Below are 25015 nucleotides of genomic sequence, written 5' to 3'. Positions count from 1 at the left end.
TGCCTGCTCCCGACCTCAGCGCCACACCCGTACTGCCTCCGACGCCGCCCCCGTGCCCGTCTCCGGCGCCGTGCCTGTTCCCGACCTCAGCGCCATGCCCGCGCCTGTCTCCGGTGCCGCGCCCGCGCCCGCTTCCAGCGCCGTATCCGCGTTGTCCGCCGCCAGTTGCGCCCGCAGGGCCGTCACCGCCGCCAGTTGCGTTCGCAGAGCCGTCACCGCCGCCCGTGCGTCATCCGCATGGAAGCGCACCGTACGCACCGTCTCCCGCTGCCCCAGCATCCCCTCGGCCACGACCGGTTCGGACAGCTCGACGGTGACCGAGGTCTGATCGCCGACCGTCAGCTCCACCACCTCCTTGCCCTCCTTCTCCGGCTCTCGGACGAAACGGAGGTCGTGGCGCACGGAGGCGATCAGCGCCAGCGGGATCCGTATGTCCCGGCGTGCCCCGGCCCGTAGCCACAAGGTGTCCGCCCCCAGCACATGCGGCCGGGTGGCCGCCGCCGCCTGCAGACCCAGCACCACCAGCACCGTGTAGACGTCGAGGACCAGCATCACCGTGTGCGCCACCGGATGGTCCGCCAGCAGCACGCTGACCCCGACCGTCTCCACCACACACACGAACGCCAGCCCGTACACGAACGCGGCCTGCGCCCCCGCATACCCCAGGGCCCGCTCGCCCGGCGCCACCCCGATCCGCCGCCGCGCCACCCACCAGCCCAGGCTGATCAGCCACCGCGCCTCGTAGGCGCCCAGCCGGCGCAGCACGGCCACCCGGCTCACCGCGCACGCTCCGCGACCAGCTGGATCGCCCGGCGTACGGCCTGGGCCTGCGCGGGCGCGAAGTCCGCGTAGTACGCCGCCGTGAAGGAACCGCCGGCCTCCGCGGCCGCGCGCTCCCAGTGCTCCGCCCCGCCGGCCTCGGCGACCACCGCCTCCGGAATGCAGTCCGCGAGCGCCCGCGCGGCCTCCTCCACCCGCGGATCATCCGCCGCGGCCTCCACCAGCGCGTCGAGCAGCCCGTACACCTCGTACATCTGCTGCATTGCCCCCGGTGCCGCGACCGCCTCCCCCAGCAGCTCCACCATCCGCTTGTTCCCCTCCTCCCCGCCCGTCGCTTCGAGCAGCGCCAGCACCTCCCGTTCCTTCGCCGCCATCGCCGGCTCCGGCCCCGGCTGCGCGGCGGAAGCGCGGGCCATCTCCGCGAAGAGCGCCGCCAGTTCGTCCGACACCGGGCCCTCCGCGGGCAGCCCACCGTGCTCGTCCGCCTGCCGCCGCACCGCCGCCAGCCGGGCCCGCCGCGAACGGATCTCCTCCTCCTGGCGGGCCAGATCCGAGTCCAGCTCGGCCAGCACCTCGTGCAGCGCCCGCCCCGCGTCGTCGGCGAGCACGTCCCGCACCTCGTCCAGCCCCAGCCCCAACTCCGTCAGCCGGCGCACCCGGGCGAGCGCGACCGCGTCCCGCAGCCCGTACTCCCGGTAGCCGTTGGCGCGGCGTTCCGGCTCGGGCAGCAGTCCGAGGTGGTGGTAATGGCGCACGGCACGGGTACTGACGCCGATCAGACCTGCGAGCTCTCCGATTCTCATGCGCCCAGTACAAACGTTGCCGCTGCGACAAGGTCAAGGGCTGACCGGATCCCACGGGAAACGGGAACGGGAGGACGGGATCGGGGAACGGGGCGCACGAAGAACGGGGCCCACGAGGAACGAGGGAACGAGGGAACGAGGGAACGAGGGAACGAGGGAACGAGGGAACGGGCACGACGAAACGAGGGAACGGGGGAACGGGGGAAACGGGGGAACCGGCACGACGCAACAGGAGCGGAGCACGGGGAAGCCCGGCGAGGACCCCCGCCCCCTACGGGTAGCATGGTCACCACGGCGGACGAGCCGGCCGGACGGCCGCGTGGGGATCACTGATCCCCCCGAGGAACGTCCGGGCTCCACAGGGCAAGGTGGTGGGTAACACCCACCCGGGGTGACCCGCGGGACAGTGCCACAGAAAACAGACCGCCGGAGGCTTCGGCCTCCGGTAAGGGTGAAACGGTGGTGTAAGAGACCACCAGCCTCCGAGGTGACTCGGAGGGCTAGGTAAACCCCACCTGGAGCAAGGTCAAGAGGAGGCATCCCTGATGCCTCTGCGCGGACGACCGAGGGCTGCCCGCCCGAGTCCGCGGGTAGACCGCACGAGGCTGCCGGCAACGACAGCCCTAGATGGATGGCCGTCTCCCCCCGGCCCGCAAGGACCGGGGGCGACAAAACCCGGCGTACAGGCCGACTCGTCCGCCATTACGGCTCTGACCTGGGGTGGGCTTGATCCGCTTTGACGGACATCAGAGATCAGGGGTTCTGCCCCGGGAGGATGTCCATCATGGAGAGCATGGGGAAGAAGAAGCCTCGCCCTCGCCGTTCGTTCACGCCGGAGTTCAAGGCGGAGATCGTCGAGCTGTGCCGGCGCGGTGACCGCTCGGCCGGTCAGATCGCCAAGGACTTCGATCTGACCGAGACGGCAGTACGGCTGTGGGTCAGCCAGGCCGAGGTCGACGCGGGCGAGCGCGAAGGCCTGACCAGCAGCGAACGCGAGGAACTGGCCGCGCTGCGGCGAGAGAACCGCCGACTGCGCGAGGACGTCGACATCCTCAAGCGAGCCACGGCTTTCTTCGCGAAGGAGACCCGGTGACGGTGCACCCGTTCATCGAGGCGGAGAAGCAGAGCGGCCACAACGTCAAACGAGCGTGTGAACTGCTGAGGGTCTCCAGAACCGCCTTCTACGCCCGCCGCACCGGTACTCCCGGCCCGCGGGCAGCCCGCGACGCCGAGCTGACCGAACAGATCACGCAAGTCCATGAGCACTCGCGCGGCACCTACGGCTCCCCACGCATCCACGCCGCACTGAAGCGTGAGGGCTCCAGATGCGGCCGTCGCCGCGTCGCCCGGCTGATGCGGGCCGCCGGGCTGCAGGGCCGGCACCGCAGACGGCGGCACCCGACCACGATCCCCGATCCACGAGCTGCCGTGCGGCCCGACCTCGTTGTCCGGGACTTCCGGCCCGACGCAGCGGCCCTCGACGCTCGCTGGTGCGGCGACATCACGTACATCCCGACCGAGGAGGGCTGGCTCTACCTGGCCACTGTCATCGACATCGCCTCGCGCCGGGTGGTGGGCTGGGCGACAGCCGATCACCTGCGGACCGATCTGGTCGCCGATGCTCTCAAGGCCGCCTGCCGGCAGCGTCGCCCCACCCGTCCGGTGATCTTCCACTCCGATCGCGGGTGCCAGTACACCAGTCAGCAATTCGCCTCCCTGGCTGACCAGTTCGGCATCCGGCTGTCGGTCGGCCGCACCGGCCAGTGCTGGGACAACGCGCTCGCCGAGTCGTTCTTCGCCACCATCAAGCGAGAGTTGCTCGGCACTGCCGCCTGGCCCAGCCGGGCCGCCGCCCGCACCGCGATCTTTGATTTCATCGAGGGCTGGTACAACTTGCACCGACTACACAGCAGCCTCGGCTACCGCAGTCCCGCCGAATATGAGACCGCACTCGCAGCCTGACCACCACACCAATGGTGTCCGTCAAAGCGGAACAAGCTCACACCACTTGCGCGCGACGCTCGAAAGATGCCCCCGGCTGAAGTCCGCTCGGCCCAGCCAACGTCGAGTGTGCCTTCGCCCCGCGCGACGCAGCCCGATCTGCGTACGCGTTCGCCGAGGCGCTGACCTCCACAGCGAAGGGCTGGTCACACGGCAACGGCCGTTAGCACTGATCGAAGAGACAAGAAGGAGAGGTTGCGGATGCTGACCGTTGGTGTCCACGTCTGCTTGGGCCGCATCAGCGGTGGTGCCCTCGTGTTCCCACCCATCAGTCGCCCGGCCGCCACCCATCCGTTAGGGGTGCGTTGCGCACCTTCAGTGATTGCTCCACCTCTGCCCGGAGTTGTGGATAGGCAGGTCAGCGCTTGGCCGAAACGAGCCGCTCGGCTAATTGTTCCCGCCCACTTGACGCCTTAGGCTCCGTCTGCAGCGCGATTACAGTGATCATCTACCTGCACCGCTACGGGGGGAAGTGCATGACGTACGACCAGGACTGGGACCGCCGGCTCAATCCATTCCGCTACAACACGGACGGATCGCTCACGGACGCCGCCAAGCAGCAGAACGTGACGATGGAGCTCAACTCGGCCGGTGGCAACGGCGGTGGAGGTGCAGGGCACGGAGGTCGGCAGGCATCGGTCCTTACGGACGTACTGGAGAAGACTTCCACCGCGCTGGAGGGCCTGCGCGCCGACACGGACAAAGTGGATCAGAAGGCCCGGGACGCAACTTCTGATGCGTCGTCGAGTTTGCTGGATGGTTGGCAGTCCGGCCTTGGGTTGTCCACCTTGGGCAGGCGATGGGGAGATGGGGCAGGGAACCTCAGCGCGATGCTGTCGGAAGCCTCCAGCAAGCTGCACAACACCGGCGTGTCGTACAAGGACGCCGATCATGCCGAGAGGGCCAGGATGGAATCGCTCGGTGGAGGGAAGCACTGATCATGGTTACCTTCAAGGCCCTCCTCCATGCCGACCTCGGGAAGCTCCAGGCGGCAGCGGACGAGTGGAAGCTCCTGCCGAAGAAGTACCAGGGGCTGCAAGAGATCTTCGAGGCCCGTGTCACCAAGTCCTTGAAGTCCAGCTGGACGGGTGAGGCAGCCGAGGAAGCGCAAAAGTCCCTTGCCAAGATCAAGGAGCAGTACCAGGCGGCGGTAGTAGAGGCGCAAGCCATCGCCACGCTGCTTAACGATGCGCATGCGGAGTTCAGCAGTGCGCAGAAGAAGCTTCGCCGGATCATCGATGAGGAAGCGCCGTCGGAGCACCTCGACGTGCTGGGAGACGGGACAGTCATCGATGTGAAAGAGCTGCCGGACGACTATCTAGGCCCTTCCTACATGAGGCCTGACCAAGAAGAGCGCGACGCTGCCGTCGATAAGATGAAGCACCGCATTGCCAAGGTCCTGCGGGAAGCCACCGAAGCAGACGAAGCCGCGAACTGGGCGATGGGCCAGGACCCCAACGGCAAGAACAACGATGCGTTCAACAAGAAGATCTACACGTCTTTGGACGCGGCACGGGGAGCCCAGAAGGACTACGCCGAGGCGCTCAGGCTCGCCAAGAAGGGCGGCGAGGACCTGTCCAATGATGAGCTGGCCCGGTTGGGAAGCATCCTTTCGAAGCGCAAGAGCGACATGGTATTCGCGGAGAAGTTCGCCTTGTCCATGGGGCCGAAGGGGGCGTTGGAGTTCTGGCGTGAGGCATCGGGGCCGGCCTCCGGTGCGCTAGGTCCCGAACGTACTACTGCCCTGAAGAATTTGCAGTCGGGGCTCGGCGCCACGATCGGCATGGCTACGCAGAGCGACAGCACGGCGATGGACGGCTGGAAAGAGAAGATGCTGGCCCTCGGCCCGCAGACGATCAACCCGGGCAGTGCGGGCGGTCCGTTCGCCAAGGGCTACCAGTTGATGAGCAGCCTGATGCGGGGCGGTGGTTACGACACCGATTTCCTTCACGACTATGGCCGAGGCCTGTTGAGCTATGAGCGCTCCCACAAGTCGTCGACGCCCCAGATGCTGTGGGCACCTGACTCCGTCATGCCGCGGGTTGACTACTCGGGTGATGGAGGGGGTAGCGACCCCGTGAAGGGGTTCATGGATGCCCTGGCGAAGAACCCTGAAGCCGCCACTCAGTTCCTGGATCCCGGCGTGAACAACGAAGACGATCGCCTGAAGTACCTCGCAGGTGAACGGGAGTGGCCGGAGGATCCCATTGACCATAAGGCAGGCCACCACTCCTTGGCCCTGGCTATAGAGGCAGGGGCAACGGGGCCCGGCAACACCGCATACGGCACACATGACCACACAGAGGCGCAAAGCAGGGTCATGCGCGATGCCGTGAATGCCCTCGGCGGTGAGACACCTTCCGCGAAGGATCGTCTAAACGATGAGCAGCTGCGCCCGTATAAGCCGATGCTCAGCGATATGAGGGACCCTATGGCCCGTGTTCTGCGTGAGTACGCCCCCGACACGCACAACGTACTTTCCGACTCTAGTCAACCTATGGCGGTTCGCCCCGATGCCGGGGCTCTCATCAGGACCATACGAGGAGTTTCGGAGGACCCCGACGCCTTCCGCATGATCCGCGAAGCTGAGATGAAGCATATAGCGCACCAGCTGGCCGAACTCCCGCCCGACGTGGACGAGGGAAAGATGAAGGGAGCCATCGGCAATGCTTCCTCGGCGCTGGGCGCCATCGACACGGTCCAGAATGACGTCATCCTGGACCATCGTGACGACGAAATTTCCAAGAAAGCCTGGCAAGCGAAGGCTGGGTACCACGTACTCGCAGCCGGCGCCACGAAGATTCCCGTCGTAGGAGACATAGCCGTGCGTATCCTGGACTCCGGCGCCAAGGTATGGCAAGACACTGCGACGACCGACATCCAGATGGACGCGGACGGGCGAATCGAGGGGAATGTCCGGGCAGGTCATGAAAGCGTCAACCGCATGATCGCCGAGTGGTACTCCGAGCACGGGGACTCCGATGGTCTCGAAGTTGACTACACTCGACATGAGGGAAGAGCTTTCTACAATGGCGGCCGAGATGATGCGGCACTTGCTCTCGGGCGAGGTGTTGACAAAACGTGATGGATACCTCCACTGCGGAACGCCGTGTCGGTGACCCGGACCCCAGCGCTGAACGCCGAGAACGCAAGCGGAAGAGGATAGTTATCGCCGTCGTTCTGGCGGTGGCTATCCCCTGCACCCTCTATTTCGGTCTCCGCGGCACTTACGATCGCTGGCAGGACAGCCAGTCTCTCTCTAGTGCCTGCCGGGGGAGTCTCGAAAAGTCAAAGCTCAATCATCTCCTGGGGTCCGACAGTATTAGAGGCAAGGATGTCTCACCTGATGGCGATCCCGACCTCCCCGAATACCAAACGGGGACCCCGCACCGCTGCACGGTCTCTGCGGAGAATGGGAAGTTCCTCAACGTCTCCCTTGATTGGGGCGCCCATTCCCGTGGGGGCCTGTACAAACTAATCCGTGACACTACCTGGAGAAAGCCAGGGATAGCGACGCCGATCGGACATGGCTGGCATGGCGTTGTCAGCGCCAAAGCCGACCGAGGCGTAGCGCTGGTCGTCATGAGCTGCTCAAACAAGAAGCCCAACGCCAGCCTGATCGTAACCCTCGACGGCATGTTCGACGTTGCGAGTACATCTCGGAAGACAAGCCTTGGTTTCACAGCGGCCCACACCGCTGAGCGAGCAGCCAAGGCCTGGGGGTGCACGGCGAAATCAGGCGACGACCGGGTCAACGCCATTCCGGGCGACAAATCCATCACGCCCGATCCAGCCGGCAAATCCCAAGGGACCTGCAAGGGGCTCAACACCAGTACCCTCGGAACCCCGACAGACACAAGTGCGCCCATTGAGGTGTGCTTCGTACAAGCAAAAGATGGACTCGGGAATCAATACGATCTAGGTGCGTATTATCCCCCGTTCAACAGTGCTTACGACCGGGAACGCGACCTGAAGCCCTTCGGCGACCTGGCCGGGGGTAAAGGCGAGATGTACTGGGGCTCAGCCATCTGCGGGAACGGACAGAGGGCCCGCTACGTCATCGACCAAAGCGCTGGTTATGACGGACAGGATCGTGACGGATCTGAAACGTTTTCCGGCAATGGGGCCCAGGGGAAGAAACTGGCTCTGAAGGAATTTGCGACCAGGTCCGCCAAGCGGCACGGCTGTACTGATCTCAAATTGCCGTGACGGCGCCGCCCAGCAAGGCGACCGTCTCCCTGCCTCACCGTGCAGGGGGACGGTCGTTGGCCGTTCGTTCACCCATGTGCGGGGGTGGGTTCCCTGCTGGCGTCAGGCAGCTTGGGCTCATGATCCCGCGTTTCGTGGTCAGCCACATCAACGTCGCTTTCAGGACAGATGTGAGGAGTCCAGGCATCGGCCAAGAAGCTGGTTGACCTGATGTTCTGATGGCGGGTTAGATGAGTCTGCTCTGTGTGTGGTGTCAGCGCCAGACACAGTTCTCAGTGCAACACCGGGGGGTTACAGATGGCCGAGGAATACCGAGTAGATCTGAGCGCGCTGCAACAAGTCATCACGCGACTCAACTCGCTTGTGGACACCATGGACGGGGTCGGGTCCGCTGCGGAGTACAAAACCGAGTTGCCGGAGGGGTACCTCGGTCGGGGTTTCACCCAGGAGGCCGGGATTCGGATCGCGCACGACAATATGAAGCGGTCCATCGCCGACATGGTTGCGGAGTTGAAGGCGATGATCCGCGAAGTCAGCGAGAACACGAGGGTCGTTGAAGTTGGCTACCACAGTCGTGAGGATGAGGTCCGCAAATCCATGGGCTGAGGCAAATGGACTGCAGCATGCGCACGCGAGTCGGTACAACGGGGAGGAATGAAAGATGGGCCGCGGGGGCGGGGAGACTAAATTCTCAAGCCATACGCTTGAATCGCTGAAGGCTATGGTGCGTGACGCGCAGCCGGACAAGGTCGATGAGATTGCCGACCACTGGATGTACGTACATGACCAGTTGGCCGGCGACGCGCCGGATGGCTGTGTTCGCGATCTGCTGGATAAGGCCGTGGCGGATGTCCTGGAGTACTGGGACGGGGCAGCCGCGGATGCTTTTGCCAAGCGGGCTAAGACCTTGAGCGCGAGCCTCAAGAGCGGCTCGCTTTACGCGAAGAATACGTCACACATCTTGAAGGCCGCGGCAATCGATGTGCGAGAGGCCAAGCGGGCAGTCACCCAGCTGCAGGACACCGAGAGCGAGAAAAAAGGCGGAAACATCGTCACGGCAACGTTCTCGGCTATCGGGGATGGCGTGGATAAGGTTGGGGACAACTGGTTCGGCGGCGGCCGTGACGACAGCGGTCTGAATCGCGATATTTCCAAGGGAATGAGCGCTGATGAGGCGCGGGCGAAGCATGCCGACTCACTGTCGCGTGGTCGGGAGATCGCCTTGCAGGCAGCTGCCCACATGGAGAAGCTCGGGGCCTCGTACGACACCAAGGCGAGTCAGCTGGGGGACTTGCCCTCTTGGGAGAAGAACAAGCCCGTCTCCTCACCGGTCACGATTGTGCCGGTGCCGACCGTGCCGGCTGGGAGCTCTAGGAGTGTGGCGGGACCGCGGCAGGTCAGCCCGAGTTCATCCACAGGAGGTCGCAATGCGGCAGGCGGAGCCGCGGCGCATGGAGGCCTGAGCTCACCGCACGCGACGAATGCGGACGGCGCTGGCCAAGGTACCTCCCACGGTGGGACACATCAGCCGATGCCGAAAGAGCCCCGTGCTGGTACCGCGTTGGACGGCGTTCGGGGTGGTGTGGCCAATCCCGCGACCCCTCCCGCCACAGGTCCAGCTGGACCTGTGGTCGGCGGTGCTCCCGGCAGTCCCGGTCCCGGGCCCGGCGGGCCGGGGATACCTCCTGGCGTTGGGCCGGTGGTCGGCGGGCGTGGGCCGAGTGGAGGTGGCAGAATTCCTCGCTCCACCACGCCTGGTGTTAAGGGCACGACTCCCGGCGGTCGCGTGGGTTCGAAGGGGCCTGGTGCACCGGGTGCCCCCGGACAGCAGGGCCAGGCAGGGCGTCCGCCGATCGGTGGTGGCGTCGGCCCGGGAGGCTCCGGGAAATCCGGCACCCGTGGGCGTCCGGGAGGGCTGGCGCGACGCCCTGGTGGTGTTGTTGGAGAGCCGACCAAACCTGGACTGCCAGGGCGTGGCGCTCAGGGTGGCTCTGGCCTGCATCGCAGTCGTGGGGGTGCTCTGCAGGGCGGTCCTGAGGGTGCATCTCGTGCTCGGGGCCCGATGGGTGTGCCGCCCGTTGGACGGTCTGAGCGGGGCGACAGGGAGCGACGGCGGTCTTCGCGTCCCGATTACTTGATCGAGGACGAGGAGACTTGGGCACCGCAGCGTGACGTTGTGCCGGGAGTTGTCGGCGTGTCAGCCTCTGAGGGGGCCGGCGAGGCTGATGTCGCGGAAAAGCGTAACCGTGAGGCAGAGCCGGATGGTTCGGAAGGAAGCGGCAGGGCGTGATGTTCAAGCGGTGGATGAGAGCGGCAGGCGGGGCGGTGCTGCTGTGCGCAGTCAGCATCGTGCCGGCGGGAGTTCCGGCTGCGGCGGATTCCATTCGCGATCATCAGTGGGCCTTGTCGTCGCTTGATGCGGAGGCGATGGCCAAGGTGTCCACGGGCCGGGGGGTGACTGTCGCGGTCGTCGACACTGGCGTCGACGGAACCCACCCGGACCTCAAAGGCAATGTCCTCTCCGGCAAGAATTTCATCATGGACCACGGCCGCGCCGACCGTGAGACGGAAAGTTCTCACGGCACCGGAATGGCCTCTCTGATTGCCGGCCATGGCCATGGTCCTGGAGGTAGGGCAGGCATCAAGGGGCTGGCTCCTGCGGCAAAGATCTTGCCCCTGCGTGCCAACACAGACAACAACATGCAGGTCGGCAAAGTCGGCCGGGGCGGCCCAGTGGCGCAGGCGATTCGCTATGCAGCGGACCACGGGGCGTCAGTGATCAACCTGTCCTTGGGTTCCCCTGATGACCCGGCGCTGGAGGACGCTGTCCGCTACGCACGGCAGAAAGATGTCGTAATGGTCGCCGCAGCGGGGAACGACGGCGCGGGAACGCCTAACTTCCCCGCGAATTATCCCGGAGTGATTTCGGTGGGCGCCGTCGATTCGTCAGACAAGATCTGGCACATGTCCAACTATGGGTCACACACCTTGCTTTCGGCGCCTGGAGTGGGCACGTACAACGCGGGCCTGGACCACGAGTACCAGGTCGGTGATGGTACATCCGGCGCCAGCGCCTTCGTATCAGCCACCGCTGCACTCCTCCGTGCGAAGTTCCCAGACCTCACCGCGGGACAGATCGCCAACCGTCTGGTGAAGACGGCGAAGCTGTCGGCGTCGGTGAAGGGGGCGAAGCTTCCCGACAAGCATTACGGCTACGGCGTGATCCGCCCGTACGGTGCCCTGACCGAGGACATCCCGCCCGGCTCGAAGAACGGCCCGTTTTCCGCACCGTCGGCTTCCCCGTCCGCAGCACCTGAGCCTCCTGGGTCCGCCGAACCGGACGCGCCTTCTCGCAAGGGGCAGATGACATTTGTCGTCTGGGGCCTTGTCGGCGTAGCGGTGCTCGGGCTGCTGGCTGTGGTGACAGTGGTCGTCGTCAAGCGTCGGCGTCGGGCCGTTCCACCGCCTCCGCTCCCGCCGCTCCCTCCACCGTTCGGTCAGCAGCCGCCTGGCCCTGATGTTCGGCAGTAGACGGATACCTGTTGGCAACTGTCACCATCAAGCGCCCGGCGCGCGCAACACCTCCTGAGTACCCCAAGGGAGAGCTGCAGCTCAAGGCGCCGCCCACGCTGCCCGAGCGTAAGGCCGAGTCTGTTCTTCTGATGCTGCTGCCCATGATGGGGATGGGCGGCAGCGCGGCCTATTTCTTCTGGCCCGGTTCGCCGCCGTTGATGAAGGTCATGGGAGCCATCACAGTCATCTCCGCTGTGGCGATGGGCTTGGCACAGATTGTGCGTTCTCGACGTGCTCCGGCAGCAGGCATGCATCACGCGCGTCAGGACTACCTGAAGTACCTGGCGCGTACCCGTGAGGAGGTGCGAGGTACGGCACGTTCGCAGCGCTTGGCCGAATGCCGCACATTCCCCGAACCGGGACAGCTCTGGGCGGTAATCGCGGAACGCAAGCGTCTGTGGGAGCGGCGTCCCGGCGACGACGATTTCGCCCAAGTACGCGTCGGGCTGGGGCCGCAGACCCTGGCGACTCGCCTCGTGGTGCCGCAGGCGGAGCCCGCAGAGGAGTGGGAGCCGCTCTCCGCGCATGCTCTGCGGCACTTCGTCGATGCGTACCAGTACCTCGAAGGGCTTCCCCTGGCGCTGTCTTTGCGGGCGTTCCCGCGGCTGACGATCCGGGGCGATGCCGACGCCGTCCAGGGGACCGCTCGGGCGGTGGTCTGTCAGCTGGCGGCGCTGCACTCGCCGGACGACTTGTGGATCGCGGTCGTCACGGCTCCGGGGGCAGCCCCGGAGTGGGACTGGATCAAGTGGCTGCCGCACGCGCGCCCAGCCGCGCACGGAAGCGCCGGCAGCCGGGGCGGTTCCCGACTGCTGATCTATTCCTCGCTCGGCGCCCTCGAAGAGGGGCTCCCTGAGGATCTCGCCAGGCGCCCCTCCTGGGAACCGGACGCCCAGCCTCTGCTCGATCGACCGCACGTAGTGATCATTCTGGATCCCGATCCCGCGACGACGCTTCTCTGGCCATTCGACCGGGACGGATTCCTGGGCGTGACCGTCATCGAGCTCGAGTCGAGCATCGGCTCCGAGCAGCAGCGCCGTATGCGCGGAGGCGGGCCCCAAGGGCGGGATCGTCGACCGGGTCTGGCTGTCCAACCGAATGCCCTCAGCCTGGTCTCCAACTCCGGCGCCGTCTACACCGGACTTCCGGATGCCCTGACCGCAGTAGAGGCCACGGCCGTCGCGCGCGCCCTCTCCCCATTGCGGACCAGCGACGACGAGGACGAAGACCCGCTGTTGGGCAGTCTCGGTTTCACCGACCTGATGGGTATCGACGACCCGACAACCTTCGATCCACCCTCGGCGCAGCCAGCCTCGCACGACCGCTTGCGCGTACCGATCGGAGTCGACGCAGAGGGCAAACCCGTTGTCCTCGACCTCAAGGAAGCGTCCCAAGGCGGAATGGGCCCGCACGGTCTGTGCGTCGGCGCCACGGGATCCGGCAAGTCCGAGCTGTTGCGCACGCTCGTCCTCGGGCTCGCTACCACCCACAGCTCCGAGACGCTGAATTTCATCCTGGCCGACTTCAAGGGCGGAGCGGCCTTCGCCGGCCTGGCCGATCTGCCACACGTGGCCGCGTTCATCAGCAACCTCGCCGAGGACCTCACCCTCGTCGACCGCATGCAGGACGCTCTCGCCGGCGAACTTCTCCGCCGTCAGGAACTGCTGCGCTCCAGTGGAAACTTCGCCAATATCGGCGCCTATGAGAGGGCCCGGACAGCAGGCGCACCACTTCAGCCGCTACCCACCCTGCTGATCATCCTGGATGAGTTCAGCGAACTGCTCACGGCCAGACCCGAATTCATCGACATGTTCCTGCAGATCGGACGCATCGGACGCTCGCTCGGTGTGCATCTTCTGCTCGCCTCACAACGGGTGGACGAAGGACGCATGCGGGGCCTGGACACCTACCTTTCCTACCGGCTGGTGATGCGGACCTTTTCTGCAGAAGAGTCCCGGATCGCACTCGGTGTCGCGGACGCATACCACCTGCCTAACGTCCCCGGGGCCGGCCTCCTGAGCCACGGGACAGAAGCCCCGACGCAATTCAAGGCCGCATACGTCTCCGGCCCGTACCGAGCCCCGCGGACCACGGTCGCCGGGCATCGGGACGACGTTTCACCCATGCTCTTCACCGCCGAGTCCACCCTCGCCGATCTCGACTCAGCCGTCCCTGTCCAAGAGGCACCCCCGGAAGACGGTGACTCGACCGGCCCTTCCGTACTGGATGTTCTGGTGGAGCGGTTCCAGGACCAGGGGCCACCGGCACAGCAGGTCTGGCTGCCCCCGCTGGAAGATTCCCCTTCCCTCGGCGACCTGCTTCCTCCACTCACGTCCACGTCCGAACGGGGCCTGCAACCTGCCGAATGGCGGGAGATGTCATTGGTCGTTCCGATCGGCATCGCCGACATTCCCTTCGAGCAGCGCCGGGAAATCCTCAGCCTCGACCTTTCCGGTGCGCAGGGCCATGCCGCAGTCGTCGGCGGTCCGCGTTCGGGGAAGTCCACCCTCCTCCGCACCCTCGTCACGACCGTTGTTCTGACCCACACCCCCCGCGAAGTGCAGTTCTACTGCCTGGACCTCGAGGGAGGCGGCCTCTCGTCCCTCGCCGATCTGCCGCATGTCGGGGGAGTCGCCACCCGGCTGGACGCGGCCAAGGTACGACGGACCATCGCCGAGATACGAGAGATCCTCGACGAGCGGGAGGAATTCTTCCGGGCCCACCACATCGACTCCATCCGGACCTACCGCGGGCGCCGGGCCGTGGGACATTACCCCGACCACCTCTGGGGGGACGTCTTCCTGGTGATCGATGGCTGGGGCACCTTCAAACGGGAGCACGAGCAGCTGATCCCCGACGTCGAGGCCATGGCCACTCGGGGCCTTGCCTTCGGCGTCCACCTCATCCTTGCTGCCGGCCGGTACAACGAGATTCGTCCCGCCTTGAAGGATCAACTCGGCACCCGGCTGGAACTCCGGATGGCCGATCCCCTGGATTCCGACCATGACCGCAAACGCGCCCGAAACGTCCCCGCATCCCGGCCCGGACACGGCCTCGCCCGTGGCGGACTGCATTACGTCGCCGCACTTCCCCATGCCGATGGCCTCGACGCCGTGCAAGACCCTTCGGATGGTGCTCCAAGCTCCGCCGATTTGGTCGCGGCCATCGCGTCCAGCTGGTCCGGCCCCGTGTGCCCGCCAGTGCGCATGCTCCCGGACCGCCTGCACGCCGATGCCCTCCCCAAGGCAAGCGAAACGCCCGATCTGGGCTTCGCCGTGGGCTTCGACGAATCCGCCCTCGCCCCGGTCTACGTCAGCTTCGACACCGATCCGCTCCTTGTCATCTACGGCGACAGCGAGTCCGGGAAGACCGCGCTTATTCGTCTGCTCGCACGGCAACTCGCCGAACGGCATCAGCCCCATGAAGCCCTGGCGATAGTCGGTGACTACCGACGCGCACTACACGGCCAACTCCCCCCGGACCACGTGCTGCACTACGCCCCCGCCTCGGCATCCCTCGAAGAGGGTCTCCAGCGCCTCGTCCCGCTCCTTCAAGCGCGGATGCCAACTGCGGAGGTAACCGCCGAGCAGATGCGCGCCCGCAACTGGTGGCACGGCCCCGAGATCTTCGTCATCATCGACGACTACCACCTCGTCGCACTGCCATCCGGCAACCCCCTCGAAGCCATTGCCGAACATCTCCCCTACGCCCGCGACATCGGTCTCCGCGTGATCGTCGCCCGCAGCACCGCCGGCGCAGCCCGCACCTCCTTCGACCCGGTCACCCGACGACTCAAAGAACTCGGGGCAACAGGCATCATCCTGTCGGGAGACCCCGACGAAGGGCCGCTGATAGGCACCACCAAGGCTCAGCCCATGCCACCCGGGCGGGCCCAGCTCATCACTCCCCGGCAACGGCCCCGCATCATCCAAATCGGCTGGTACGCCCCCAACTGAGCCAGTGAGGTCAGCTAGCCACCGATGTTCTGGTGGTCGGCACGGGGCAGACGTTCGCAGGTCAGCAAGCCCTTGAAGTGCATCGGACACCACGGCCGATGCAGCGTGAAGGTGGGCGCCTGCGCGGAACGAGCCGCCCAAGACCTGCATGGCGCCTAGCATCCGCCGCTGCCCCTCTCTACGCGACGCGTGGGAAGGCGTCGCCTTCCCGAACCGCCCCGTATGACAGCGACCCCCGCCGACACGTCCCGCACACCTATCAACTCGCGAACGTCCCAGCGGCAACCCGGGACCTCGAAAAGCGTCGGCGTCCGAGACCAGATTCCAGACCAACTCCAGCGCAGCCCGCTCCCGCGGGACAAGGCGCTGACCAGCGCAACAAAAAGCTGGACACCGGCAGCCGCGCCTGTTACGGCTGGTTGAACAGAGACATGGAGACGATGCGGATGCTCAACGAGAACCTTCAGGCCCCGAGAACTGCTCTGCCGGATACGGCATCCGACGATGACCCGCTGCTGCGGCTCCAGCAGGAGATGCAGCCCTCCGGCGGGAACATCGGTCTGCGCGCCACCACGCATCCCGAGGAAATCCGTATCACCGGGATCACCGTCATGTGCCCGCAGTGCGGCGCCCGACGCGACTGGATGGTGATCTGCAACCGCAACGAGATCAGCATTCGCTGCCGCTGCGCGTACCAATGGGTCGAGCGAGAGCTGACCCGCGCGGACTACCTGGAGATGATCGGCGAAGGCATCGGCCAGGACTTCCCGAGCCTGGAGGCCGCAGCTCAGGCTGCGGGGTACGACGGAACGCTGGCCGGCAGCTACCTGGCCCAGCACAGACCCGAATAGTCATGGTCCCCAGCGTGCTCTTGCGGGCTGCGCGCCATAGCGGGGCCGTTGCGACGAGCGCCATCGTCAGCGGACGAGGGCTGCCCCCGGCGTGGGGCAGCCCTCTGTGGTCGGAGTGGATGGCCGTCAGGAAGAGGCCAGGTGGTTGGCGAGGTGCAAGGCGTCGGTGGCCACGGTCAGCGCGGCGTGAAGACCAGTGACCTCGTACAGCGTGGGGTGGACGATGAGGGTCCAGTCGCCGTGGAGGCTGGGCCAGGTGGCGAGGATGACGGTGGTTGCGGCCAGGCCGAGGCGGGCGGTGACGTCCATGCCGCCGCCATGGCGTGGCTTCCAACTCAGCAAGATGGCGCCGGGCCGGAGCGGTTCGGGTTCCGGGGCGGTGTCCCACGCAGCGCAGATCGGTTCGGTCGGTCGTGAGGGGACGGAGTACAGGAGAGCACCGCGCACCGACGCGGGCATGGGGTGCCGGACCTGATCGTTCAGGGCGACGTACGGGCTCGGGCCGATCGCCTCCGCTGAGAGGTGTGCAGGGGCTCGGTGGGTCACACGTCCGCCCAGTCCAGCTCGGTGCGGACCTGGGGAGGCAGTACGCCCTCCTGGCCGTTCTCGGCGAGGTACACGGCACCGTTCGGCCCGGGGGCTTCGACGATGCGGTCGATGTAGTGGGCGTGGGGCCAGTCGGGGTTGATGGCGAGATAGGCAGGCAGGTCGGGGTCGACGGTCTGGAGCTGGTGGATCAGTTGGCGGACGGTGATCTTGTGCGACAAGACGGCCTCCTGGAGGAAGAGCGAGCGGGGATGGGCATGGGGTGAAGCGTGCAGTGGACTGGTCAGTCCTCTGCGTCGAACCGCAGTAGCTCGCGCACTACGGCAGGTCCCTTCGGCGGCGGCGTGGATCTCGCCGGGAGTTGGTCGGCGCGGTGGCGGTAAGCGTCACGAGCAACAATCCCTTCGTTGACCTGCGGTTTTTCGCGGCATCCGTACGTTGGCATGGTCTGGGAGGGGGTCTCCAGTCCTGTCCGGCGGTATGCGTCTGCCGTGGGCGAACTGGCAAGGGGAGCGGCCGCTGATGTCCGTGCAAGGGGGAATGAATCGGTCGCCCCAGGGGCTGTTCCGGGGCGACCGATCGCTATGTGGGCTTGATCCGCTTTGACGGACATCAGAGATCAGGGGTTCTGCCCCGGGAGGATGTCCATCATGGAGAGCATGGGGAAGAAGAAGCCTCGCCCTCGCCGTTCGTTCACGCCGGAGTTCAAGGCGGAGATCGTCGAGCTGTGCCGGCGCGGTGACCGCTCGGCCGGTCAGATCGCCAAGGACTTCGATCTGACCGAGACGGCAGTACGGCTGTGGGTCAGCCAGGCCGAGGTCGACGCGGGCGAGCGCGAAGGCCTGACCAGCAGCGAACGCGAGGAACTGGCCGCGCTGCGGCGAGAGAACCGCCGACTGCGCGAGGACGTCGACATCCTCAAGCGAGCCACGGCTTTCTTCGCGAAGGAGACCCGGTGACGGTGCACCCGTTCATCGAGGCGGAGAAGCAGAGCGGCCACAACGTCAAACGAGCGTGTGAACTGCTGAGGGTCTCCAGAACCGCCTTCTACGCCCGCCGCACCGGTACTCCCGGCCCGCGGGCAGCCCGCGACGCCGAGCTGACCGAACAGATCACGCAAGTCCATGAGCACTCGCGCGGCACCTACGGCTCCCCACGCATCCACGCCGCACTGAAGCGTGAGGGCTCCAGATGCGGCCGTCGCCGCGTCGCCCGGCTGATGCGGGCCGCCGGGCTGCAGGGCCGGCACCGCAGACGGCGGCACCCGACCACGATCCCCGATCCACGAGCTGCCGTGCGGCCCGACCTCGTTGTCCGGGACTTCCGGCCCGACGCAGCGGCCCTCGACGCTCGCTGGTGCGGCGACATCACGTACATCCCGACCGAGGAGGGCTGGCTCTACCTGGCCACTGTCATCGACATCGCCTCGCGCCGGGTGGTGGGCTGGGCGACAGCCGATCACCTGCGGACCGATCTGGTCGCCGATGCTCTCAAGGCCGCCTGCCGGCAGCGTCGCCCCACCCGTCCGGTGATCTTCCACTCCGATCGCGGGTGCCAGTACACCAGTCAGCAATTCGCCTCCCTGGCTGACCAGTTCGGCATCCGGCTGTCGGTCGGCCGCACCGGCCAGTGCTGGGACAACGCGCTCGCCGAGTCGTTCTTCGCCACCATCAAGCGAGAGTTGCTCGGCACTGCCGCCTGGCCCAGCCGGGCCGCCGCCCGCACCGCGATCTTTGATTTCATCGAGGGCTGGTACAACTTGCACCGACTACACAGCAGCCTCGGCTACCGCAGTCCCGCCGAATATGAGACCGCACTCGCAGCCTGACCACCACACCAATGGTGTCCGTCAAAGCGGAACAAGCTCAGTTCTGCTGACAGGGCGTGCACGTGCCTGAGCACCTGCCCATCGACTTCTCCCACATCCAGGCGCCATGCGCCGCTACCGACCCTTGCCATTTTCTGGTGTGCGGGGGACGTGGTCACCGTCGGTTGGCGCCAAGCGATCTGCATCAGCGACGCCCCACCGGAATGGTCGGTCGAGGCATGCGGCTGAGGACCGACGCGGGCTTGGTCGCAACGGTCGTCGCGACCAAGGAGTGGCTGGAAGAGCCCGGGATCGTGACCGCTGCGGACCGCCTCCACGGACGTGGGTTCTCTGGAACCCGCCCACGTGCCGGTGTCTCCAGCAGCTACGTGTGATCGTGCACGCGATGTGCATCGCAGCGGCCCCGACGCGGCGTATGCACAGGTCACAACGCTTTCCGGCGAAAGCATCGATTGTCCCCGGCGTACAGGCCGACTCGTCCGCCGCCACCCGGGACTTCATCTCGGAGAAGAAGGTCCAGGCCGCCAACCGGTAGAAGCAGGGCAGCCGGGGCGGCCGGCCCCAGGATGACTGCCCCAGGCGCAGCTCTGTGACTACCGGAAGCCGAGGGCTCCGCCTCTACCGGAAGCCGAGGTGTGGATCGGTGCCGGTCAGCTCGCTGCTGGCGGACCACAGGCGGGCGGCGACGGCTGGATCGGCCATGTGGGAGGGGACGGGCTCGCGTCGTGGGGTGCCACGCAGGCCGAAGATCCTCGGCCCCCACAGCTGTCCTCCCTCTACGCCCGGGTCGAGGACTGCGCGGACGACGGGCCATGCTCCGGCATCCTTGCCCTGTACCAAGAGCCCTGCGGGCAGAGCGCGCAGTCGCTCGACGGGGGTGGTCAGGCGTACCGGCGGGCGGGACGGGGTGAGAGAGTCCAGTGCGCCGCCGGGGTGGGCCACCACGCTGAGCACCGTGCTGCCGACGTCCCGCAGGCGGCGATCGAGCTCGAAGCCGAAGCACATCTGCGCCAGCTTCGACCGGCCGTAGGTGCGCTTGGGCCGGTAGTCCTGGGTGGATTGCAGATCGCCCAGGTCCAGTCGCTCGGACCGCGCCGCGAAGCTTCCCACTGTCACGATGCGGCCTGCCGGCGCCGCTGACAGCAGGGGCGCCAGCTGCTGGGTGAGCGCGAAGTGGCCGAGGTGGTTGGTGCCGAACATGAGCTCGTGGCCGTCCGCGGTCTCCCGACGCGGCGGGTCGTCGAGCGCGACCCCTGCGTTGTGGACGACCGCGTCGAGATGATCGAGGTCCAGCCTGTCCACGGCGGTCTTCAGGGACGACAGGTCGGCCAGGTCGAGTGGAAGGTGCCGTAGGTGCGCGCCGGAGACGCGCGAGCGGATCGAGGCCATGGCGGCGTCGGCCTTCGCGGCGTCCCGGCTGCCTAGTACGACGAGGGCGCCGGTGGCGGCGAGTTGCTCCGCGACGAAGTAGCCGATTCCGGCGTTACCCCCGGTGACCAGGAAGTTCCTGCCCTCGGCAGACGGCAGCCGGTGCACGTCCCACGGCCGGCTCTGGGATGCGAAAGACACGACGACAGGCTCCTTGCGCTCGGGCAGCGTGCTCATGGGGAGCACCAACCCGCCCACGGTCGCAACCTCCACCGACATACCGCCGACAGGCCTCCGACACCCTCCGGAAGCAAGTGCAGTGGGCGGGGAGGGTCGCAGCACGGGATCGACTTCCGTCGCCCAACAGGCCAGTCCTACCAAACGGGCCGAGTAGTAGGACCCGCCCGGAGCTCTTGCGGGTACCGGCGGTGACACGGCTGAGGGCAGCGAGAACAAGAAGTCCCCGGCGAGAATGTTCGCCGGGGCCGTTCATCGCGTAATCAAACCAGCGGTCATGCGGGGCGGACCGGGGCCTCGGGGAAGGGCCCGTAGACCAGAGCGCGGGCACTGCGCACTACGACGTGCCCGACCGCTTGGAAAGCCTTGGCATGCAGCCTAGCTCTGGAGGTTGGCACCCCACACCCAGCCCTGCTTGCCCGTGCTGATGTAGCCGTACCACCAACGGTGGCCGTCATGTCCGGACTTGCTGCACTTGACCGTGAAGTCATTCGCACCACCCGCGATGACCTTGGAGGAACCACTGGGGGAGGCGTGGATGGGGGTGTAGATGCTCATGTTGTAATTCCTGTTTGCGTCGTTGCGCGTACAGGCGGAGGAGCCGACGGCCGAGGCCGTCGGAGCGGTGACGGCAACGGAGGTAAATGCCAGGGCGACGGTGGCGCCGGCGAGTACGGCCGACGTCAGAGGCTTCTTCATCAATCTTCTTTCCTGCGAAGGTGCCCAGCGGGCCAGGCTGTCTTTCAAACACACCGGCCGCGCAACAACGACCGGGCGTTCGAATAACCTAACACCCGTAAAGAGGCTTCCAGGGCTGGGTAGTTGGCACGCATGAGCCTGTTCGTCCCGCACAGAAAATTCTGCACCGATTGCCCCGGTTGTACGGGGTGCTGGGCGTCCTGCACCTGCGCCTGCGGTTCGAGCCGGTCGCCGACCGGACGATCGACGAGTTGGCTGCCAAGGCGCACCAAGTGGTGGTGCCCGCGTACTGCACCAGCTGGGCAGGGTCCGTGAGTCCACGCCCCATGTACGCGACTTCGCGCAGAAGGTGGATGACGCTCACAAGGAGATTGAGGGGGAAATCGACAAGAGCAAGCAACCTGTCCGCTTTCCTGGATGGTTGAAGGGCGGAAGAAGCCGTATCTGGTTCTCGTCAGGCGATTCCCCGATTCCCCGATTCCCCGATTCCGCGCGGAGTCATCAAATATCGTGGACCCACACCAGGCGTGACCTCCTGAACAGGTAAGAGCGAACAGGGATTTGTGTGGACATCACAGGGTACTCGAGCGACTTCATTACCGACCGTGCCTTCCCGGAAGTGATGAAGAGGTTTACCCTGCGTCAGGTCCGGAGGTGGCCCGGATTGTTTCTCGATGGGGAGGGGGTGACTGCAGAATCACTTGAGGGGTGGCAGCTTGTAGAAGCCTCGGAAGGTGAATACTCCAGTGTTGTCACCTTCTCCGAAGATCACGCCATGGAGGACTTCTGGGAGGAGCACGGGTACACGCTGAATGGTCAGGGTGAGGGGCCCTTCTCCGTTCTCTACAAGCAGCATCCAGGCGTGCTTCGTGCGCATCAGGTGGCTGGGGTTCAGCTCGCCGATCCGGAGGATTCGGCGGTCGTGGAGGGTGCTTCGCTTCTCTTGTGCGAGTACTTTGCCGTCAGTCTGGTCACTCCTGAAGACCCCGAGGTGGATCCGTTCTCCGGTGGCGTGCTCCGCGATTTCCTCGATTCGTTCAGCCGGTGAGTGGATCCAGGTGTGCCGGTGTGCCGGTGTGCCGGTGAGTGCCTGCTGCCGGACGAGTCGAATCAGCTGCCGGTGTCGATGTGGGAGGGGATCCGGGGGACCGTGCCCCGTTCCCGTAGCTGGTGGGAGTGGAGAAGGTAGCCGAGGTGCAGCCTGTTCCTTGCGCCCAGCCTTCGCATGAGGTCGGAGACATGGCGCTGGCAGGTTCGTAAGGACATGCCCAGCCGACGGGCGATGACCTTGTCCTCCAGGCCCTCTGTCAGCAGATGGGCGATCGTGGTTTTGATGTCGTCCAGGACCTGGTCGGCGGTGACCGGGTCGTATCTGGAGGGGAAGGGGATGGCTGTGCTCCAGGCCGGTTCGAACGCGGTCCGCATGAAGTCGACGACGTGTGGATCCCGGACGATCAGTGCACCGTACCGGTCGTCGCGCAGCGTGGTCACCGCCACCTTGCCGTCGAAGAGGAGCAGCTTCATGAATCCGTCGCTCCGGGTGCGGACTTCGGCTCCCCGCCCCGTGACGTGATGGACGAACTCCGTGGTCGCGGGGCTGAACCGCGCGGTGTGCTGGTAGAGGGTCCGCAGCCGGACGCCTCGGTCCAGTAACTCGTCGGTGCACTCCAGCGATTCCTTGAGTGCTTCGGCGGGCCGCGCTCCGCCCGGCTGGGCGGTGATCACTTCCTCGGTGGCCTCGGCGGCGAGCTGGGCGAGGGTCCGGCGGACCGACGGAAGATCCGGAATGATCTCCAACGGGCTCGTCCCGGCCTCGTGCAGCGTGGCGTTCTCGTAGACCTGCGCGAGCTCGGAGTACACCTCACGGATGGCATCCACCTCGCGCTGACGACGGTTCAGCTCCCTGACGATCGGCCAGACGAGCTGCACCCTGGCACTTTCGGGTGAGAGGGCCCGCAGGGTGCCCTTCTCCCACGAGGACTTGCACAGCAGCCTGAGCGTCATCAGCTTGTCGATCGCCCGGTCCAGGGACTCGTCGGACATCCGTGTCCGCGTACGCACCTCGTGGGTAGAGATGCCTTCGGGGACCTCGGCCAGGAACCGGTACACAGCCCGGACTTCCTCACTCAGAACAGGCCATTCCCCTGTGGCATGAAGGCCGGATACCTCCACGGTGCACACCCCCGGTGTGTCTGAGTCGCGCGTCACGTCGATGCCTGGCACGCCGGAGGCCGACTCCGGAGGCGGAGCACCGGAAGCGGCCTCGATCACCCCATCACTCATACTTTATTCCGGGTTGAGGAATACTCGGTGGTGGCTTCGATGTTCGCCACAATTGGCTGGTTTTCGGTTGAGGGTGTCGGGCCGGGGGGCGGGGGCGAGCGGACGACTCGGCGCAGACGGCCCCGGGCGGACGAGCCGGGCGGACGGCTCCGCATGGACGGCTCCGCACGGACGGCGCCGGGCGGACGGGCCGGGCGCGTGCGGGAGTTGCCGACGGTGTTCCCGTGTTCCCGCCGCCGATGCCGTCGCCGCGGACCGAGCGGAGCAGCGGAGTAGCGGGCCAGCGAAGTACCGGGCAGGGCAGGCCCGGTGCGTGGAGCGGACCGCTCCGTTCCCCGACCCTTGACGTATCTGCGCCAGACGCAGACACGACACCCCGTGTGTGTGTACGCACCGCCCGTTGTCACGCAGGCTCATTACGTTGCCGGTCCCCTGAAGACACGGAGTTGCCATGACGCTCACCGAACGATGTCCGGCTGTACCCGTATACGAAGCCCTGACCAGCGGCCCGTCGGCTCTCGGCCTTGGCATGACCGCCGACCTCGGCCGGGGAGACTGAGCGTTCCTCCTCCCCGGCAACCGTCCGCTGACAGGAGTTCCGTCCGTGAACGCAAGGCGCTATTCGCTGACCCCGCAGATGGCCCAGTACGACGACTTCGTCGATCGCGGGGAGACCCGCTGGGTGCCCTACCTGATGTACTTCCACCGGGCGGACTACCGCTCCGGCGTGGTGAACACCGACCGTCTCGGATTCCGCGTCTCCCATGGCGCGACCGGCACCGCCTCCGTCGCCGACGCACCCGCCGAGGGCACGGTCAACGTACTGGCAGGCAGCTCCACCGCCTTCGGCGTGGGCACCACCAGCGACGCCGCCTCGATTCCGTCGCGCCTGTGGTCCCGGCACGCGCCCTCCGTTCCCTGGCTGAACCTCGGTGCCCGCGGATACTGCTCGACCCAGGAGATGATGCTCTACCTGCTGCACCGCGAGATGCTGCCGCCGGTCGACCGGATCGTCATCCTCTCCGGGCTGAACAACCTTGCGCTGGCCGGCCTCCCGCGGGCCCTGCAGGGCGATTACGGGGCCTTCTTCTTCTCCGGCGAGTACTACCAGCAGATGGAGGAGCTGCGCTCGCGCCACCGCAAGGCCAAGCGCACCGGCCGGTTCGGGCGCGGCGAACGCCGGTCCGCCGAGCCACCCCCGCGGGCACCTGCCGACGAAGCGCCGTTGACGCTCGACGAACGGCTGGCGACCGCCATCGAGCGCACGGCGCTTGACCTGGAGCGCTTCAAGCTGCTGGCCGGCACCTCCGGCACCCGGATCTCGTTCGCTCTTCAGCCGCTCGCCACCTGGGTGCGGGAGACCCCGTCGCCCGAGGAGGCCGAGCTCTTCCGCGAACTGGACGGCAAGCAGTCGACCTTCTGGCAGCTCTTCGGTGAGATAGCCCCCGCCGAGGTCGGCCGCCGTTACGCCGAGGGCATCGCGCAGGCGTGCGCGAAACACGATGTGGCGTTCCTGGATCTCAACCCGCTCGTGGCGGATGCTGCAGATCCCGGGCAGTGGCTGTTCGTGGACCGCGCGCACTTCACCGACGAGGGCTACGACCTGGTCTCCGGTCTGCTGGCCACGGGCTTGGGTCTGTCCTGACCAGGGGAGCCTGGGCCTCCTGACCACGGGCCTGGGGCTTTTGACCACGGGGCCTGGGTCTCTGGCCACCGGCCCGGTCCGGCCCCGACCGCGCCGACGAGCTTCCGCATCACACCCGCCACTCCTGAAGGGAACCTCCCATGGCACTGCTGCGTAAAGTGCTCGGCTTCTTGCAGCGCAAGCGCAAGACCAAGTCCAAGGACGACGCCTCCATCTACCCGATGTTCTGACACCCC

At 66.4% G+C, this 25015-nt stretch carries 20 protein-coding genes and 1 other RNA gene; 14 read left to right on the top strand and 7 right to left on the bottom strand.

Annotated features, from left to right (window positions below):
• Positions 1-15: 15 nt before the first annotated feature.
• Positions 16-780, bottom strand: a complete 765-nt coding sequence (locus ABR737_RS14635) for a hypothetical protein (RefSeq protein ID WP_350250617.1) — start codon at positions 778-780, stop codon at positions 16-18.
• Complete coding sequence (locus ABR737_RS14630) at positions 777-1583, bottom strand: MerR family transcriptional regulator (protein ID WP_350250616.1); 807 nt, start codon at positions 1581-1583, stop codon at positions 777-779. The genes ABR737_RS14635 and ABR737_RS14630 overlap by 4 nt, the downstream gene beginning before the upstream one ends.
• A 299-nt stretch (positions 1584-1882) precedes the next feature.
• Between ABR737_RS14630 and rnpB the strand changes: the two genes are divergently transcribed.
• From rnpB to ABR737_RS14580, 10 genes are all read left to right on the top strand, one after another.
• An RNA gene (gene rnpB / locus ABR737_RS14625) (RNase P RNA component class A) lies at positions 1883-2282 on the top strand.
• 85 nt (positions 2283-2367) lie between these two features.
• Positions 2368-2676 (top strand): transposase, encoded by a 309-nt coding sequence (locus ABR737_RS14620; protein ID WP_502964272.1) that lies wholly within the window; start codon positions 2368-2370, stop codon positions 2674-2676.
• The gene (locus tag ABR737_RS14615; protein WP_350248784.1) at positions 2673-3545 is read left to right on the top strand and encodes an IS3 family transposase; all 873 of its coding nucleotides are present in this window, start codon (positions 2673-2675) and stop codon (positions 3543-3545) included. The genes ABR737_RS14620 and ABR737_RS14615 overlap by 4 nt, the downstream gene beginning before the upstream one ends.
• 479 nt (positions 3546-4024) lie before the next feature.
• Positions 4025-4522 (top strand): hypothetical protein, encoded by a 498-nt coding sequence (locus tag ABR737_RS14610; RefSeq protein WP_350250615.1) that lies wholly within the window; start codon positions 4025-4027, stop codon positions 4520-4522.
• A gap of 2 nt (positions 4523-4524) precedes the next feature.
• Positions 4525-6669, top strand: coding sequence for a DUF6571 family protein (locus ABR737_RS14605; RefSeq protein ID WP_350250614.1), 2145 nt, complete (start codon positions 4525-4527; stop codon positions 6667-6669).
• A complete protein-coding gene (locus ABR737_RS14600) occupies positions 6669-7793 on the top strand; it encodes a hypothetical protein (protein WP_350250613.1) in 1125 nt (374 codons plus the stop codon). Before ABR737_RS14605 ends, ABR737_RS14600 begins: the two co-directional genes overlap by 1 nt.
• A 297-nt stretch (positions 7794-8090) precedes the next feature.
• Positions 8091-8399, top strand: coding sequence for a hypothetical protein (locus ABR737_RS14595; RefSeq protein ID WP_350250612.1), 309 nt, complete (start codon positions 8091-8093; stop codon positions 8397-8399).
• Positions 8400-10082: 1683 nt separating this feature from the next.
• Entirely contained in the window at positions 10083-11324 is a 1242-nt protein-coding gene (mycP, locus tag ABR737_RS14590; RefSeq protein WP_350256783.1) for a type VII secretion-associated serine protease mycosin, read from the top strand.
• Between the two features lie 11 nt (positions 11325-11335).
• Positions 11336-15322, top strand: coding sequence for a type VII secretion protein EccCa (gene eccCa, locus ABR737_RS14585; RefSeq protein ID WP_350250611.1), 3987 nt, complete (start codon positions 11336-11338; stop codon positions 15320-15322).
• Positions 15323-15753: 431 nt separating this feature from the next.
• The gene (locus tag ABR737_RS14580; protein WP_350250610.1) at positions 15754-16173 is read left to right on the top strand and encodes a hypothetical protein; all 420 of its coding nucleotides are present in this window, start codon (positions 15754-15756) and stop codon (positions 16171-16173) included.
• A gap of 126 nt (positions 16174-16299) precedes the next feature.
• Here the strand turns inward: ABR737_RS14580 and ABR737_RS14575 are convergent, their stop codons facing one another.
• On the bottom strand, positions 16300-16482 hold the full coding sequence (locus ABR737_RS14575) for a hypothetical protein (RefSeq protein WP_350250609.1): 183 nt from the start codon (positions 16480-16482) through the stop codon (positions 16300-16302).
• 233 nt (positions 16483-16715) lie between these two features.
• Entirely contained in the window at positions 16716-16940 is a 225-nt protein-coding gene (locus tag ABR737_RS14570) for a hypothetical protein (protein WP_350250608.1), read from the bottom strand.
• A gap of 429 nt (positions 16941-17369) precedes the next feature.
• Between ABR737_RS14570 and ABR737_RS14565 the strand changes: the two genes are divergently transcribed.
• Together ABR737_RS14565 and ABR737_RS14560 are read left to right on the top strand one after the other, a co-directional pair.
• Positions 17370-17678 (top strand): transposase, encoded by a 309-nt coding sequence (locus tag ABR737_RS14565; protein WP_502964272.1) that lies wholly within the window; start codon positions 17370-17372, stop codon positions 17676-17678.
• Complete coding sequence (locus tag ABR737_RS14560; protein ID WP_350248784.1) at positions 17675-18547, top strand: IS3 family transposase; 873 nt, start codon at positions 17675-17677, stop codon at positions 18545-18547. Before ABR737_RS14565 ends, ABR737_RS14560 begins: the two co-directional genes overlap by 4 nt.
• A gap of 618 nt (positions 18548-19165) precedes the next feature.
• On the opposite strand, the gene ABR737_RS14555 is transcribed toward ABR737_RS14560, so the two are convergent.
• Together ABR737_RS14555 and ABR737_RS14550 are read right to left on the bottom strand one after the other, a co-directional pair.
• Positions 19166-20116 (bottom strand): SDR family NAD(P)-dependent oxidoreductase, encoded by a 951-nt coding sequence (locus tag ABR737_RS14555; RefSeq protein ID WP_350250607.1) that lies wholly within the window; start codon positions 20114-20116, stop codon positions 19166-19168.
• A 414-nt stretch (positions 20117-20530) separates the two neighbouring features.
• On the bottom strand, positions 20531-20851 hold the full coding sequence (locus tag ABR737_RS14550; protein WP_350250606.1) for a hypothetical protein: 321 nt from the start codon (positions 20849-20851) through the stop codon (positions 20531-20533).
• Between the two features lie 565 nt (positions 20852-21416).
• Between ABR737_RS14550 and ABR737_RS14545 the strand changes: the two genes are divergently transcribed.
• On the top strand, positions 21417-21899 hold the full coding sequence (locus tag ABR737_RS14545) for a hypothetical protein (RefSeq protein ID WP_350250605.1): 483 nt from the start codon (positions 21417-21419) through the stop codon (positions 21897-21899).
• A 62-nt stretch (positions 21900-21961) separates the two neighbouring features.
• On the opposite strand, the gene ABR737_RS14540 is transcribed toward ABR737_RS14545, so the two are convergent.
• Positions 21962-22894 (bottom strand): LuxR C-terminal-related transcriptional regulator, encoded by a 933-nt coding sequence (locus ABR737_RS14540; protein WP_350250604.1) that lies wholly within the window; start codon positions 22892-22894, stop codon positions 21962-21964.
• 844 nt (positions 22895-23738) lie between these two features.
• Between ABR737_RS14540 and ABR737_RS14535 the strand changes: the two genes are divergently transcribed.
• The gene (locus ABR737_RS14535; RefSeq protein WP_350250603.1) at positions 23739-24779 is read left to right on the top strand and encodes an SGNH/GDSL hydrolase family protein; all 1041 of its coding nucleotides are present in this window, start codon (positions 23739-23741) and stop codon (positions 24777-24779) included.
• The last annotated feature ends 236 nt before the right edge of the window (positions 24780-25015 follow it).

The sequence above is a fragment of the Streptomyces sp. Edi2 genome (assembly GCF_040253635.1).
GTDB lineage: Bacteria > Actinomycetota > Actinomycetes > Streptomycetales > Streptomycetaceae > Streptomyces.
The sequence above is the reverse complement of the archived record's forward strand: the minus strand, read 5'-3'. Positions and strand labels throughout refer to the sequence as shown.